Raw genomic sequence first — 16,379 nt, 5'->3', positions numbered from 1 at the left:
CACATCCATACAAAAGAATCCCAATGGTTTTTATCCATCTTAATTTCTGGTTTCAATTGTCGAAAGCGCTCCACAAGATTATTCTCGTGACAGTCCGCAGCCTATTGAACTACGTCCCAGCAAGAAATCCACTGTAATGAACTTCTAGCTTCGGCAACCGCACTTTTCAATCAACGTCTTCGTCATTACAGTGACTCGATCGGTTTAATAGTCTTGGTCGCGACCTCTTCGATTGCTTAAAATACTAAAGCATTTTTAGCCCTTCGTCAACCGTTTTGACGAAAAAACTTTTTTTATATTTTTTTATTTCTATATAGTGATGCAATTCATCGCATAATGTCAATTCTTTCAGCAGTTGATTAAATTTTTAATCATGTTAGAATTCATTGTGAATATTATTAGAGGAGTGACACACCGTGACCAAAATCATTAAGTTTGGGGGCAGTTCATTAGCGAATGGTTCCCAATACCAAAAAGTAATCGACATTATCAAGGCTGATGCTAGCCGCCAGATCATCGTTGTTTCCGCACCTGGCAAACGCTTTGATGATGATATCAAAGTAACCGACCTATTAATCAAATACGCAGATCAAACCATCAAAAAACAAGACACCAGTGAGGTGTTAAAAACGATCATTGACCGTTATCAAGCAATCGCAAATGATTTTCAAGTTTCTGATGACCAATTCAAGGTCATCAAAGACACCCTATCCGCATTACCTACCCATCAATATCCAAATGATGAGTACCTAATGGCAGCTTTTAAGGCCCACGGTGAAAAGTTAAATGCTGAATTAATGGCGCTCGTCTTAAATCAACTCGGTATCAAGACCCGCTTCGTTGATCCTGCCGAAGCTGGAATCGTGGTGAGCGATGAACCAAATAGTGCTACCGTTCTTCCAGAAACCTACCAAAACCTGGGTAAATTCGGCTATGGTGATGAAAAGCTCGTCTTTCCTGGCTTCTTTGGGGTTACTAAGGATGGCAACATCGCAACCTTTGCGCGTGGTGGTTCCGACATTACCGGTTCGATCGTCGCACGCGGGTTGAACATCCCGATGTATGAAAACTTTACCGACGTCAGTGCCATTTACGCTGCCAACCCCAAAATCATTAACAATCCAATGCCGATCAAGAAAATGACCTACCGCGAAATGCGGGAACTATCATACGCTGGATTCTCCGTTTTCAACGATGAAGCCATCATTCCAGCAATTGAAGGTAAGGTCACCATTAACGTCCGTAATACTAACGACCCAGACGCCCCTGGTACCTTGATCGTGCCAGAAGGATCGTTCCAATCCGAACATGAAATTACTGGGGTGGCTAGCTCCAATCACTTTTCGGCCCTCTACCTCCATCGCTACTTGTTGAACAAGGAAGTTGGCTTTACGCTCAAACTACTACAAATCCTTTATAAGCACGACATCTCATATGAACACATGCCATCTGGAATCGATGATTTAACGATCATCTTTGAAGATAGTCAACTCACCGATGAAAAGATGCGCGCGGTCGGTCGTGAAATCAGCGAGACCCTCCACCCCGATAAGTTGAACTGGATCCGTGATTACTCAATCATCATGGTCGTCGGCGAAGGCATGATCAACCAGACCAACGCGCTCAGTAAGTCGATCGACCCGCTCGCAGCCGATGGTATCAAAGTCAACATGATCAATCAGGGAGCATCCCAAATTTCCATCATGATTGGGACCCGCAAGGCAGATGCCAACCGTGCCGTTAAGGATATTTACAAACAATTTTTTAGTTACCAGGAGGTTTAATCATTATGGCCCATTTATTAAAAGTTCACGGTTCTGAGAACCAATTCTTTATTCTTGATCAAACTACTTTAGATACGCCCCTTTCAGCGGATGAATTGACCCACTTGGCCCAGACCATCTGTCAACCCAATAACTTATTAGGCGGCGCTGATGGTGTCTTAGTCGTCGATAAGTCTGAGCACCCCAATGTACTCGGCCGCATGGAAGTCGTTAATGCTGATGGGAGTCGCGCTTCGATGTGTGGGAACGGACTGCGGTGTGTTTCCAGATACATCTCGGATAAATTCGGCCAGGATGAGTTCAAAGTCGAAACCCCGGCGGCCGACCTATTCGTTGAACGACAACCAGAGCTTGCGGATAAAGTTACCGCCTTTGCAGTCGAAATCTCGCCCGTTCGTTATCAAAAACAAGCCTTTCCATTTGATAACCTGGGAATGGATAAGATCATTAACCAACCACTCCCTGAATTGAACGACCATTTGAAATTCACAACGATCGCCGTTCCTAACCCCCACTTGATCAGCTTCGTTGAAACCGACCAAGACTTAAACGATACGCTAGGTGACCTTGGTAAGCAGTTGAACGCTAAAAACCCCTACTTTCCCGATGGTGTGAACGTCAACTTTGCTAAGATCTTAGGGCCTAACCAAATCTTTGTGCGGACCTATGAACGCGGGGTTGGTTTCACGAACGCCTGTGGGACTGGGATGTCAGCTACCTCACTTGCGTTCGCATTGAACTATCCTGATATGGTCGACATCGAACAACCGATCGAAGTGACTAACCCAGGTGGGATGGTCAAAACGATCGTGCATCCCAATGATGAAAATCAATGGATCCAATTAATTGGAAACGCAACCTTCACCTACCAAATCGAAATTGACGAAGCCGATTTGCATCACGCCAACGTTACGGCTGATTCTGGTCAAGTCACTGATACTGGCGAAGAAGTTTCCTACCAGGAATTCATCAAATCATTACAGTTAAATTAATTTAAATTTGAAGCGATTGGATTGCAATCGCTTTTTTTATTGCTTCAAAATGCGTTACCATAAAAATATGTACTGCTCCCCTAACTTTTAAATTCGTATTTATAAACCCTTTACAACTAGATTCAACTGTTTTATAATAAACGTTGTTAGTTAATAATTATTATAAAGTAATAAAAATAATTATTTTAAGAAGGGACGGGATTAGAATGGCAAAAGCCACTTTAGCACAAAAAATCAATGTAATTAGAGCCAGCGTGATGGGGGCCAACGATGGCATTTTATCGGTCGCAGGGATCGTCATCGGGGTCGCTGGAGCAACTGCGAACTCATTTGCGATCTTTATTTCAGGAATCGCTGGGATGATCGCCGGAACCGTTTCAATGGCAATGGGCGAATGGGTCTCGGTTAGTACCGAAAAGGACTCCCAAAGAAACGCGATCAACGATCAAAAAGCGGCCCTAGCAGCTGACTACCAAGGAGAGTTTGATTTCGTTAAACAAAAATACGTGCATGCTGGCATTGATACTGCCCTAGCAACAAAGGCAACTCAAGAAATGATGAATAACGATGCCCTGGTCACAACGGTACGGGAAAAGTATGGATTTAACGTTAATGAATTTACCAGTCCATACGCAGCGGCAATTGCATCAATGGTCTCTTTTCCAACTGGTTCTATTTTACCATTAGCAGCCATCGGTCTGTTTCCCAGTCATTTAAGGGTCGCAATGACATTCATCGCGGTCGTCATTGCCCTTGCAATCACTGGTTATTCAGCCGCCGTATTAAGTCAGGCTAATCGTTCTAAATCGGTGCTTAGAAACATTATCTCTGGAATGCTAACGATGATCGTTACCTACTTGATCGGTAAAGTCATCGGGAATTTATAATCTAAGGGGGCTCATCATATGCAACAAACTAAACAAAATCAACGGCAAACCATGGCCGAAAAATTAAACACGCTCCGTGCTGGGGTATTAGGTTCCAATGATGGTATCCTAACGGTCGTCGGGGTCTTATTTTCAGTCGCCATCGCCACTACCAACCCGTTCACCATTTTCATTGCTGGTCTATCTGATCTATTAGCCTGTGCCTTTTCAATGGCTTCTGGTGAATACGCATCCGTTAGTTCGCAACGTGATGCCGAAGCTGCCGCTGTCAAAGCAGAACAAAAGCTACTAAAGACTGATCTTGAAGGAGAAATTAACACGGTTAAGCAGTATTACGTTGAACGTGGTATTACCCCAGAAACCGCTGCTCAAATTGCAAAGGAACTCATTGATAAAAAGCCATTGGAAACGATGGTCAACGTCAAGAACAACCTCCAATTGGGGCATTATATGAATCCTTGGAACGCCGCATTTTCATCACTGTTCTCAGCTGCACTGGGTGGGATTTTACCACTGGCAGCAATGTCATTGCTACCCGCTAGCGTGCAATGGCCTGGGACCATCGTCGCAGTGATCATCTCAGTGGCCATCACCGGCTTTTTAAGTGCAAAGCTCGGCAACGGACTGGTCAAAACCGCAGTTATCAGAAACATCATTATTGGCATCTTAACCATGATCATTCACTACTCAGTTGGGAAGTTAATGAATCAATTCTAAATATCGCGCAATCTAAGAGGGGCTTCTCGTTCGAGGGGGCCTTTTTAATTTGATATTAGTTAAGTTATAAAATATAATGATTTAATAATGCGCTTTTATTTAATAGCTATTTACGGAGGACAATATGGAAAAAGAAACCAAGATTAAAATTTTAAAGGATTTAATTGATATTAAATCCGTCAACGATAATGAGACCGCGGTTGCAGAGTACCTACTTCGCCTCTTCCAAGAATATGGTATTAAAGCCAAACTAGTTGCTGAATTTCATAATCGCAGTAACATCGTAGCTGAAATCGGTAATGGAAACCACCCTAAGTTAGCTCTTTCAGGCCACTTGGATACCGTTCATCAAGGTGACGAGCGGACATGGAAAACCGATCCGTTTAAAGGGACCCTGAAAAAGGGCCGCATGTATGGGCGTGGTGCTGCTGATATGAAGGCTGGGCTGGCCGATCTTGCAATCGCAATGATCGAACTAACAGAATCGGCAACCCCAATCAATGGTACGATTCGATTCATTGGGACGATTGGTGAAGAACTCACTGCGGCTGGTTCTAAGTTTTTAACTGATAAGGGCTACGTTGACGATCTCGATGCAATGGTCATTGCTGAACCAAGTGGGGTTTCACTACATGGGCTTCGCTCATACGTTAATAGTGATGGCATCACCATCGAACCAACAGTCCTTAAGAACCTTTTAAAGAAGGCCTTCCTATCGGATGCATTAGAACAACATTTCATCATCAAGGCTCATAAGGGCTGGATGGCATACCGAGTTACCGCTAAGGGCAAAGCAGCCCATAGCTCAATGCCACAAATGGGGATCAATGCCATTGATACATTGATACAATACTACCTTGCTGAAAAAGAATTTTACGCTAATCTAACCGAATCAGACCCTGAACTCGGGCGGACAGTTTATTCTCCAGATATTTTTAAGGGTGGTGAACAAATTAATTCCGTACCCGATCTAGCTTATGAAATCGTAAAGGTACGGACAATCCCCCAAGTTTCTAACCATGAATTAATTGAGCGATTGAACCAATTGATCACAAAATTAAATGCTCAACCAGGGATCGAATTAGAGTTAACGGTTGAACACAGTGAACTACCAGTCAAAAGTGATAACCATACCCACCTAATCGAACTGTTCCAAAAACACGCTGAGCATACCATGCACGAACCAGATCAGCTCCCCGCCATCGGGGTATCGCTTGGGACCGACGCATCTGAATTTAGACGGCACAATGAAAAGATGGACGTTGTGGTGTTAGGCCCTGGGAACACAACTTCTCACAGCCCCAATGAATACGTTGAAATTTCCACTTACCTTGATATGATCAAGCTTTACAGGGCGACCATCGTTGATTTCTTGGCTAACAATCAAGAATAGGAGGCTGGATTTTGTTTCAGTTTATTAAAGAGCATGCTACCATCATTTACGCAGTTGTCGTTGCATCAGGAGTCACAATCGGGGGCATTATCTGGATTATCATGTCCCTTTAAAATAAAAAAAGATCAAGGATAGTTATAATGACTAACCTTGATTTTTTTAATTTATCTAATTTCATGCTTAAAATCTTCCGGTTGGTAGGCGTTGAACCATTTAATAAAGGCCCAATTAACTAATCCTCCAACAACAAGTGGAACAATAATCCAAGTAATTAACGCGGGTCCGATTCCAATCAAGTGGGTAATGAATTCCCGCTCCCCCTTATCCGCAATCATGGATTGAATCGGTGATCCAAATCCGATCCAGCCCAGTCCAGCAGAGGTCGGGGTCCCTTGAACATCGAATAATACGACGGGAATCGCTGCCAATCCAGCGGTCGTAATGAAGGCAAGGATGGTAATCGGTTTTTTAAATACCGTCGTCATCATCCCCATCATCGCCCCCATGAAAATGGCAATCGAAGTCCCCATTTTATTTACGAGCAATGAATTAATCAATAGAATCACCGTCGTACAGACGACCCCTATCCCCGCGGCTGCAGCACTGACCTCAGAAAGCGAGATGGCCAGGGCAATTCCAACCGTCGAAATCGGCGTAATGGTCAAGAATGCAAAGACCATCGCGATCAAAATGCTCATTAGGAGTGGTTGGAAGGCGGTCAGAGAATTAACCAGTTCGCCTAACGTGGTTGTGATCGCACCAACGTATGGCGACATTAGGTAGCCAATCAAGCCCACTAGGCCACCCACGATCAATGGCGTTAGGATGACTGAAATCGATCCAAAGCCATTTGCATACTTTTCTAACAATTTAATGGCTACTACCGCTAGGGTTGCCACAATAATTGCGTTGATGACATCTCCCGAACCATTGGCAACGTAAAAGGTACTGGAAACGGGATTATCAATATTAGTGATCGGATCGGTAAATCCTGGACGCGTTGAGACCCATCGAATAGATCCAGAAGCCGCCCCAGTGGCAAGCATTACTGCTCCTGTGTCTAATGCCTTCATTTTAAATTGGCCTGCCACTGCCATTCCAATCAAGATTGGGATGAAGACATTAAATAATACTAAAATCGCATTCAAGTGCATCGCCCATTGGACCTCTTGGTTGATCAACGGAGCTAATACATACTTTAAAATGGCTGCTGGGAGGACCCCAATCAAGATTCCCTGTGCGGAACCCGTTAGCACCCTGGTAAATAATTTTTTCACTAACTTTTTATGTCTACGGCCAATCGGCTCAGATTTCGAATTAGTACTAATTCACAACACTCTCCTTTTATTGTTTTTTATATCAATTTTTTATACACTTAGTATAACATAATTACAAAATTAAATAAAGCCATCGAATGACCGATGGCTTTACTTTTAAATTGATTCATTATTTAAATATCTGCGGAACCATTCTGTAACATCTTCTAGTCGCTGAACCCGTAAGTTCGGCAACCCATGCCTAGAAAGCCCATGGTAAGACTGTGGATAACGGATGTAATCAACATCGGTGCCAGTCTGCTTAAGGGCGGTAAAGAACGCCTCACTTTGGTTCGTTGGGACTCGCATATCGTATTCACCGTGTTGGATTCTAACGGGAGTTTTCACCTGATCAGCATACTTTAGTGGTGAACGATCCCAGTAGTAATCATTGGCATCATCGGCATAAAGATCCTTGCCCAATTCAGCACTTGCGTAACGAATCCCAATATCACCAGTGCCATATAATGCTTGCCAATCAATAATTGGCCGTTGAACACTTGCAGCTCTAAAGCGATTCGTATGGCCAACCGCCCAGGCCGCAAAGAAGCCCCCGTAAGAACCACCAGCTAAAAAGACCTTATCGGCATCCAAATCACTGTAATGATCCAATGCAGCCTGTAGTCCAGTCATGATATCATCGTAATCCATTTCACCATAGTGGCCCATTAATGCCTTTTCAAACTTTTGCCCATAGGTAGTAGACCCCCTGGGGTTTAAGAACACGACCGCAAATCCGCTACTGGCTAAGTATTGGAATTCATGCATGAATGATTCCCCGTATGCATCATGGGGGCCACCGTGAACGTATAAAACAACTGGCGATTTTTGATTCGGATCGAAATTATGGGCGTGCATTACCCAACCGTAAATCTTATCCTTACCATCACTAGTGTCATAGGTAAACCCGCCCACTTCGGCGTACTCATGGGTAGCTTCATAGGCCTGATTAGGATTGTAAATCCCCCGTTCGTCGAACTGCTTTAAGTCGACAATTCTCAACTCGCTGGGTGATTTTTGAGACGATGCGCTGATCAAAACATGGTTCACATCAATTGGGACAAAGTCATAGATTTCACTATGGTTATCACGCACTAATTGAATGTCACCATCTAAGTTTCCGGTATATAACTGACTATAACCATGGTGATAAGCATGGAAAATGTAATGCGAACTATCCAGCCAAAAAATACTTAGATTACTGCGTTGTTGAGCAAAATCAGTACTCAACCCCCCAGCAAACCCAGCATCGATATCATCATTTAAATTTAGTTGGTAAAGATTCCCATCGTCAATTGGGTATAAGTAAAGGTGATTAACGGTCGCATGAACGTAGTGATTATCATTACCGATCACGATAATATTTTTACCATCTGGTGAAAAACGAGCATCGGTAAAGATCCCACTAGGCATTTCACTGGTTACCCACGTTTTTTTCTTATTAGCAATGTCATAAAGGTATAATGCCGCCGTATCATCAACCGAGTCGGTCAAATTATGCATTGTGGATTGAATAAAGACTAGCCTTGTCAAATCAGGACTAATCCCTTGAAAATCTAAGTCATAGTTACTTTCGAACAATGGCACTTCTTGTTGGGTCTGCAAATCAAACATCGTCAACGAGTAACGCTTATCGTTAGAAAGCCAACCGATTCCATCAAGACGATTATCTAGCTTGGTAATATGACGAATTTGCGGGCGGTCACTGGTGTTGAACTTACTAGAAACGTTCGTGTGCACCCTTTTTAAAACCAAGACGTTTTCATCAGGAGTCATGCGCATTTGAACGATCGAATCGGCATCAGTAACCTGCACTGCATCCCCGCCAGAAAGGGGCATCTTCATCAACTGGTAGCGCCCCTTAGAATCTAAGTGGCGATAATACAGATCAGTATGGGTCCCAACTGGTTGAACGTTAATCCCACCAGTTGCCCAGATTTGGTAATGTCCATCCGTATCAACACTTGCAATCTGCGAAGTATACTTATTTGCTGCTTTATCAATCCCGTTTTCCACAAAAAAGGCCCGTTTCCCAATTGGATTGGGTTGGGTTAAGGACTTTAGCTGATATAGATCCTGTGCACTGACGCCTAATTTAGTATTAGTCATGTTTATCGACCTTCCCCTTTTTTCTTTTTCTAATTTGATATTGTTGTGCCATTACCAATGCTGTAACTGGAATCGTGATAATAACGCCGAGCAACGAAAATAAAATGATGATGAACTGCCCAGCAAAGACCTTGTCATTAATAATACTGCCAAGTGAATATTTTAGGCCCGCAAACCAAATAAACAGGGATAATGAACCACCGAACAAACCGAAGAATAGCGTGTTCAGAGTGGTTCCAATGATTTGCTTCCCCACTAAAATCCCATCGGCAAATAGTTGTTTCGGTTCAATCTTTGGGTGTTGCTCGATAATTTCATCTAACCCCGAAGCGATTGCCATTGTGGCTTCGGCAATTGCGCCTAGGGTACTTAAAATTGCAGTTGCGATTGCCACTTGAACGTAATCAATGCCAACTAGAATTGACATCCCCTCAAGGTCATCACTATCTTCAAGCCCAAACCCTTGTACTTGCGCCCAATGCTCAACTGGGATGATCAACAAGACCAATAACCCCAGTACCACTAAGGAAGCTATAAAGGCAATTTGACTCGTTTCATCACTCGTCCCACTAAGAAAGATCGTGATTGACAAAATGATTACTCCGGTCACAAGGGTGACTATCAAAGATGAGAAATGAAACGCAATTAAAACAATGGCAAAGAATAAAAAGCCAAAGTTCAACAGTAAACTAATGAATGACTGAAGGCCCTGTTTACCGCCCACAACCACCATCAATACTAATAATATCAAACCCAATGCGGTAATTGTACTCATTTGACTTTTGCCCCCCGTTTTTCAATCATCAAGCTCGCAAGCCCACTTGCCAGTGGAATCGAGATCACGATTCCGATTCCACTAATGAGGCTTTGCACGACTCCTAACGACATATTCATTGAAAACGAGTAACCCCAAGTATTGCCATTTTTTAAGAATAGCAGCGCCATTGGAATCGTTTCCCCCATAAAAATAAAGAATAACACGTTTAATAACGGCCCCATGATCGATTTACCGATTTGTTGCCCGGATAAAAAGATCTGTCGACTTGAAATATCGGGACGCTCCTTTTTTAGTGCGAAGAGCGAAGAAACGATATCGGTAGACTCATCCATGACCGCTCCTAGTGAACCAATCATAGTGGCAGCTAAAAACAACGGGCGCGGTAATTGGGTCACATACTGCATCGATTCGTAGTAAACCCCCCGTTCATGGGTAAAGACAAAGACTACTAGTGCAATTAAAATCGAAGCTGCGGTTCCTAAGACAGTTGAAAGCAACGTTACTAGCATCTGGCGGGTAAAGCCTAAAATTAAGATCAACGTGATTACTGAGAACACGACCGCTAGCACAGAAAACACCATTAACACCTGGGTCCCTTGACTATGGCCATTTAACATTACCGCAACGACAAATAAAATCGTATTGACCACAATACTCAACAATGCTGTTAACCCACTTAGCTTCAAAAAGATCAGTAATAAACAAGTGGCTAATAACACTAAAAATGTAATTGGCACATCGCGCTTGTAGTCCTTAATCGTTGTGCGATAGTTTTCACTCGGGTGAACCACTACGAACGCTTTTTGCCCGACCGCATACTTATGATCCATTGTCTCAGAAGTCGAATAGGTATTTTGCACCGTAATGTGGCGTCCCTTTTGCTTACCATTCAACAAAATCCCGCTCAACGTTTGATTCGTCTGTGAATCCGAGTTATGAAATTCATCCGTGGTCGTAGTGGTCTCCCCCTGCGTCACACTTTGCACTAACATGATCGGTTGTTTATAGAATCCATCATCATGCATCACTGCGAACATAACTAAAACACTTGCTAAAACTAACCCTAAAATTAATTTCCAAGGAATTTTATCAATCAATTTTTGCATCATTTTCATCTCAATCTAAAAAAATTTATAATTCATTCTAACACACTAATCTAATCACGTTTACCACTGACATTTAGTTAGTTCAATTTCCTAATTGATTTGACACAAACTTTTATTTTCTTTAAGGTATTATATATAGTTTGTCTAATTAGGACGTTATGTCCTGTCAAAATAAAAGAGCCCACCTGGCCCTTTTTTTATTTTATTGCTTAGATAGGGCTGCCGTCCTATCTTTATTTTTAACTCGGGAGGAATTTTATGACCACCAAAATCGAAGTCAAAGGATTAACCAAGATTTTTGGTAAACACATTGGCAAAGCTAAGGAAATGATGAAAAACGGCAATTCCAAAGCAGCTATTTTAAAAGAAACTGGTAGTACCGTTGGGGTGGATAACGCCTCATTTGCAGTGAACGATAATGAAATATTCGTTATCATGGGCCTATCTGGAAGTGGCAAGTCGACCCTAATTCGAATGCTCAATCGGTTAATTGAACCAACCGAAGGGACAATCACACTCGATGGCAGTAGTGTTACTAGTGCTTCTAAGGAGGAATTACGCCAAATCAGAAGGACCAAAATGGATATGGTCTTTCAAAATTTTGCGCTATTCCCCAATCGCACCATCATCGAAAATACCGCCTATGGATTAGAAATTCAAGGCATCGCTAAGGATGAACGACTAAGTAAAGCGCATGATGCACTTGAATTAGTTGGCCTTCATGGTTATGATAATGAATTTCCTAGCCAACTATCCGGTGGAATGCAACAAAGAGTGGGCCTTGCAAGAGCCCTTGCTAATGATCCTGAAATTTTATTAATGGATGAAGCGTTCTCCGCTTTGGATCCTTTGAACCGTAAGGAAATGCAGGATGAATTAATCGACTTACAAGAATCCGTAAAGAAAACGATCATCTTCATCAGCCATGATTTGAACGAGGCCCTGCGCATCGGGGATCGAATCATGATCATGAAGGATGGTGAAATCGTCCAGATCGGGACGCCAGAAGACATCTTACAACACCCCAAGGATGAATACGTAGAGGCATTTATCCAAGGTGTTGATCGGACAAAGATCTTGACTGCAGAAAACGTCATGATCAGACCAGCTACGATTAACGTTGAAAAAGATGGCCCTAGAATTGCACTCCGCAGAATGCGCGATGACGAAATCTCTAGTATCTATGCGGTTGACAGCGAACGCCACTTAGTCGGGCTAGCAGATGCTCAATCGGTTGATGAATTAATTCAACAAGATGATCGTGACATTCAAAAGGCAATTCAAACTGAGATCCCTACCACCGAATTGAACACCCCGATCAAAGAATTGTTCAAAACAATTTCTAAGACAGCGGTTCCAATTGCCGTCGTCGATGATCAAAAGCGGCTCCGTGGAATTATTATCAGAAGTTCAATTCTTGAATCACTTTCAGGAAGTCAGGGGGGTAAATAATGAACTTATTCTTTGCACAATCACAACCAATTCCAGTAGCAGACTGGATCAATCATTTCGTAAACTGGCTAACTCAATTCGTGGGCTTTTTCAACGGCATCACTAACTTCATTGGTGCAATTATCAACGCGTTCCAATGGGTGTTCGACCTTTTACCAATTTGGTTGTTCATCATCCTAGTTCTTGCAATCACCTTTTATGCATTACGCAAGGCTAAATTCATTGGATTAATGGCTTTCGAATTGATCGGCTTACTCTTCATCTGGAACCAAGGGTTCTGGCGTGACATGACCCAAACGCTATCATTAGTGCTGACGTCTAGCCTGTTGATCGTAATCATCGGGGTGCCGCTTGGAATCTGGATGGCTAAGTCCAAAACGGTTGCCGCCATCTTGAAACCGATCTTAGATTTTATGCAAACCATGCCCGCATTCGTGTACTTGATTCCAGCTGTCGCCCTCTTTGGAATCGGAATGGTTCCTGGGGTCATCGCATCGTTTATCTTTGCATTACCACCAGTCGTTCGCATGACCAACTTAGGTTTATTACAGGTGCCAGGTGACTTAATCGAAGCCGCCGATTCATTCGGTTCGACGAGTTGGCAAAAATTAGTAAAAGTGGAGCTACCACTTGCCAAGTCAACGTTAATGTCTGGTGTGAACCAAGGAATGATGCTGACCCTTTCAATGGTAGTTATCGCCTCGATGATTGGGGCCATGGGCCTTGGTTCTCAGGTCTACTTCGCAGTTGGCCGTAACAATGCGGGGGCTGGATTCACCGCTGGGCTGGCAATCGTAATTCTAGCCATCATCTTGGACCGTATTACGCAGGCCTTTAACCGTTCTAAGCAACCAACGAAGTAAGGAGGTCCATATGAAACGTAAACACCTATTAATGATCGTTCCAGTCATTTTGATCACCTTCATTTTAACGGCTTGCCAGAGTGTGACCGCTCCTTATAATCCAAAGGAAAAGCTCGGTCCGCAAATCAACTACACGATCACTGGAATTGATGCTGGAGCAGGAATTATGGCCTCGACTCAAAAGGCCTTGACCGAATATCCATTAGCCCAAAATAAATGGCAGCTTCAAACCAGTTCTACGGCTGCGATGACCAGTACTTTAGATAAGGCGATCAAATACAAACAGCCGATCGTAATCACTGGTTGGCAACCACATTGGATGTTCACCAAGTATCCGCTCAAGTTCTTAAAGGATCCCAAAAATGTTTATGGGAAGACAGAACAGATTCACACGATCACTAAAAAAAATCTCAAAACCAGTAATCCAGGCGCTTATCAGATTCTCAAACAATTCCACTGGACGCCTGCTGAGATGTCTCAAGTCATGCTCCAAACAAACGCGGGAGTTGACCCTGCCAAAGCGGCTAAGGATTGGATCAAAAAGAATCCCCAAAAAGTTGCCGAATGGACTAAGGGTGTGAAAAAGGGGAATCAACCAGTCAAGATGACCTATGTTGCATGGGATTCAGAAATTGCATCGACCAATGTAATTGCCCAAGTGCTTGATTCAATGGGTTATAAGACCACGATCCAAGCAATGGAAATGCAACCAATGTGGGTCTCAGTTGCTAATGGTTCTGCTGATGCAACCGTGTCCGCATGGCTGCCTAATACCGCTGGATTGTACTACAAACAGTATCAAAGCAAAGTTGATGACGCAGGCGTTAACTTAAACGGTGCCAAGGTCGGATTGGCCGTTCCAAAATACATGAAAAACATTAATACGATTGAAGATTTAATTAATAAATAACATTAAGATCCTATTTGTTTAAAGGCGGTTTACGTTACTTGTGAGCCGCTTTTTTGTATACTATAATTAATCAAAATTTGGATATGGAGGAATTTTTTATGAGTGACACAGTAAATCAGGCCCTAATCAAAACCGATATTTACCAAGCAGTTAACGGTGAATGGTTAAAGGATGCCAAGATTCCAGCTGACCATGCTTCTACTGGTGGCTTCATGGATTTAGTTGATGACATCGAAAAAACATTACGCAGTGATTTTAAAGCCCTTAGCGAGGGGAAATGGGAACCAAGTAATCCCGAAATGGCTGAATTTAAAAAGTTCTACCAACTAGTATTTGATTTTAAAAAACGTGATCAAGTCGGTGCTGAACCACTGAAACCCATCTTGAAACGCATCGAAGATCTTGATTCATACAAAGACCTAGATGATCAATTATCAGACTGGATCCTATCAGGCTTACCACTGCCATTTAATTTTGAAATCGAAGCCGACATGAAGAACGCTAAGATCAACGCCCTCTTCTCTGGGGTACCTAGCTTAATTCTGCCCGATAAGACCTACTATGCCGCTGGCAATGAAGCTGCTAAGCAATTAATGCCTGTATACACGCAAATGGCACGACAATTATTAGTAAAAATCGGCTACTCTGCTGATGAAGCTGAAGCAATGGTCGAAGAAGCTAAGCATTACGATGCCCAAATTGCTCCAAACGTTAAATCAGCGGAAGAAAATGCTGATATCACTAAGATTTACAACCCTAAGAAGTTTAGTGAATTTGTCAAGGCTACTGATAAGTTAGACCTTAACAAGGCGATTACCGAATTAATCGGTCAAACCCCCGATCAGATTATTGACACCGAACCAGAATACTTTGCATTCTTAAAGGATCTCCTTGATGATAATAACTTCAATTTAATGAAGAGTTGGATGATCGTTAAGACCGCTATTTCATACAGTAATCTTTTATCGGAAGACTTACGCGTGCTCGGTGGGACATACAATCGGGCCGTTTCAGGACAAAAAGAACCTGCTAGTAAGGACAAAGCAGCCTACTACCTTGCGACAGGCGTCTTTGATCAAGTTACTGGTGATTACTATGGTAAGAAATACTTTGGTGAACGCGCTAAACAAGACGTGCATGACATGGTCGTAAAGATGATCAACGTCTACAAGCAACGGTTAACTGATAACGATTGGCTAGGTGAAGCTACCCGCCAAAAGGCCATCACCAAACTTAACTCCCTCGTCATTCAAGTGGGTTATCCAGATGCCATTGACCCTATCTTCAAGCAATACAAGGTCGATACTGAAGAAGACGGTGGTACGTTGATCAGCAACGTTGAAAAATTTGGTAAAATCACAACCAAAGATTCCTTTAGCAAGTGGAACCAACCAGTAGAAAGAACTAAGTGGGAAATGAGTGCTGATACGGTCAATGCCTACTACCATCCTTTCAAAAACATCATTGTTTTCCCAGCTGCGATTTTACAAGCCCCATTCTACAGCTTAGATCAATCATCGAGCCAAAACTTCGGTGGGATTGGTGCCGTGATCGCCCATGAAATTTCCCACGCCTTCGATAACAATGGTTCGCAATTCGATGAATTCGGGAACATGAACAACTGGTGGACTAAGGAAGACCACGAACATTTCGACCAACTCGCCCAAAACATGATCAAGCAATTCGATGGCATCCCATTTGCTGGTGGCAAGGTCAATGGTAAATTAACCGTTTCTGAAAACATTGCCGATGCTGGTGGCCTTAGCTGTGCCGAAGAAGCTGCCAAAGCCGAACCAGACTGTAATTTAGCTGAATTCTTCATTAACTGGGCCCGCATCTGGAGAAATAAATCGACTGAACAAAGAGAACAGCTACTGCTTTCGATTGATGTTCACGCCCCTTCCGAACTAAGAGCGACCGTCCAAGTAAAGAACCTCGCTGATTTCTACACCACATTTGATGTTAAACCTGGCGATGGAATGTACATGGCACCAGATCAACGGGTCAACATCTGGTAATTTATCAATCCATTCGATTGAGTGCTATAATATCAGTGGATTCTGTTATTTTAT

General features: G+C 42.9%; 13 protein-coding genes and 1 riboswitch. Of the genes, 9 read left to right on the top strand and 4 right to left on the bottom strand.

What is annotated here, in order from left to right; all coding sequences use genetic code 11:
- Window positions 1-54: 54 nt before the first annotated feature.
- Window positions 55-237, bottom strand: a riboswitch (Lysine riboswitch).
- Window positions 238-416: 179 nt separating this feature from the next.
- The 5 genes from ACSYTJ_RS01655 (at window position 417) to ACSYTJ_RS01635 (ending at window position 5,773) form a co-directional block, all read left to right on the top strand.
- The gene (locus ACSYTJ_RS01655; RefSeq protein WP_491720005.1) at window positions 417-1,784 is read left to right on the top strand and encodes an aspartate kinase; all 1,368 of its coding nucleotides are present in this window, start codon (window positions 417-419) and stop codon (window positions 1,782-1,784) included.
- Between the two features lie 5 nt (window positions 1,785-1,789).
- On the top strand, window positions 1,790-2,776 hold the full coding sequence (dapF, locus tag ACSYTJ_RS01650) for a diaminopimelate epimerase (RefSeq protein WP_491720004.1): 987 nt from the start codon (window positions 1,790-1,792) through the stop codon (window positions 2,774-2,776).
- A 206-nt stretch (window positions 2,777-2,982) separates the two neighbouring features.
- Entirely contained in the window at window positions 2,983-3,663 is a 681-nt protein-coding gene (locus ACSYTJ_RS01645; RefSeq protein WP_491717131.1) for a VIT1/CCC1 transporter family protein, read from the top strand.
- A gap of 18 nt (window positions 3,664-3,681) precedes the next feature.
- Complete coding sequence (locus ACSYTJ_RS01640) at window positions 3,682-4,380, top strand: VIT1/CCC1 transporter family protein (RefSeq protein WP_491720003.1); 699 nt, start codon at window positions 3,682-3,684, stop codon at window positions 4,378-4,380.
- A 124-nt stretch (window positions 4,381-4,504) separates the two neighbouring features.
- Window positions 4,505-5,773, top strand: a complete 1,269-nt coding sequence (locus ACSYTJ_RS01635) for a M20/M25/M40 family metallo-hydrolase (protein ID WP_491717129.1) — start codon at window positions 4,505-4,507, stop codon at window positions 5,771-5,773.
- Window positions 5,774-5,937: 164 nt separating this feature from the next.
- Here the strand turns inward: ACSYTJ_RS01635 and ACSYTJ_RS01630 are convergent, their stop codons facing one another.
- From ACSYTJ_RS01630 to ACSYTJ_RS01615, 4 genes are all read right to left on the bottom strand, one after another.
- On the bottom strand, window positions 5,938-7,050 hold the full coding sequence (locus ACSYTJ_RS01630) for a PTS sugar transporter subunit IIC (protein ID WP_491720002.1): 1,113 nt from the start codon (window positions 7,048-7,050) through the stop codon (window positions 5,938-5,940).
- A 156-nt stretch (window positions 7,051-7,206) separates the two neighbouring features.
- The gene (locus tag ACSYTJ_RS01625; RefSeq protein ID WP_491720001.1) at window positions 7,207-9,198 is read right to left on the bottom strand and encodes a S9 family peptidase; all 1,992 of its coding nucleotides are present in this window, start codon (window positions 9,196-9,198) and stop codon (window positions 7,207-7,209) included.
- Window positions 9,191-9,973, bottom strand: coding sequence for a YibE/F family protein (locus ACSYTJ_RS01620; RefSeq protein WP_491717126.1), 783 nt, complete (start codon window positions 9,971-9,973; stop codon window positions 9,191-9,193). The genes ACSYTJ_RS01625 and ACSYTJ_RS01620 overlap by 8 nt, the downstream gene beginning before the upstream one ends.
- Window positions 9,970-11,082, bottom strand: a complete 1,113-nt coding sequence (locus tag ACSYTJ_RS01615) for a YibE/F family protein (RefSeq protein ID WP_491720000.1) — start codon at window positions 11,080-11,082, stop codon at window positions 9,970-9,972. The genes ACSYTJ_RS01620 and ACSYTJ_RS01615 overlap by 4 nt, the downstream gene beginning before the upstream one ends.
- Window positions 11,083-11,340: 258 nt before the next feature.
- Here ACSYTJ_RS01615 and ACSYTJ_RS01610 point away from each other — a divergent pair, with 258 nt between their 5' ends.
- From ACSYTJ_RS01610 to ACSYTJ_RS01595, 4 genes are all read left to right on the top strand, one after another.
- Window positions 11,341-12,534 carry a quaternary amine ABC transporter ATP-binding protein gene (locus tag ACSYTJ_RS01610; protein ID WP_491719999.1) on the top strand — a complete coding sequence of 398 codons (1,194 nt, stop codon included), beginning with the start codon at window positions 11,341-11,343 and terminating at the stop codon, window positions 12,532-12,534.
- The gene (locus ACSYTJ_RS01605) at window positions 12,534-13,397 is read left to right on the top strand and encodes an ABC transporter permease (RefSeq protein WP_491717123.1); all 864 of its coding nucleotides are present in this window, start codon (window positions 12,534-12,536) and stop codon (window positions 13,395-13,397) included. The genes ACSYTJ_RS01610 and ACSYTJ_RS01605 overlap by 1 nt, the downstream gene beginning before the upstream one ends.
- A 10-nt stretch (window positions 13,398-13,407) precedes the next feature.
- Window positions 13,408-14,307 (top strand): glycine betaine ABC transporter substrate-binding protein, encoded by a 900-nt coding sequence (locus ACSYTJ_RS01600; RefSeq protein ID WP_491717122.1) that lies wholly within the window; start codon window positions 13,408-13,410, stop codon window positions 14,305-14,307.
- Between the two features lie 98 nt (window positions 14,308-14,405).
- Complete coding sequence (locus ACSYTJ_RS01595) at window positions 14,406-16,325, top strand: M13 family metallopeptidase (RefSeq protein WP_491719998.1); 1,920 nt, start codon at window positions 14,406-14,408, stop codon at window positions 16,323-16,325.
- Window positions 16,326-16,379 lie beyond the last annotated feature (54 nt).

The organism is Nicoliella sp. ESL1113, assembly GCF_058509245.1.
Note: the sequence above shows the minus strand (reverse complement) of the source record. Positions and strands in the feature narration are given on the sequence as shown.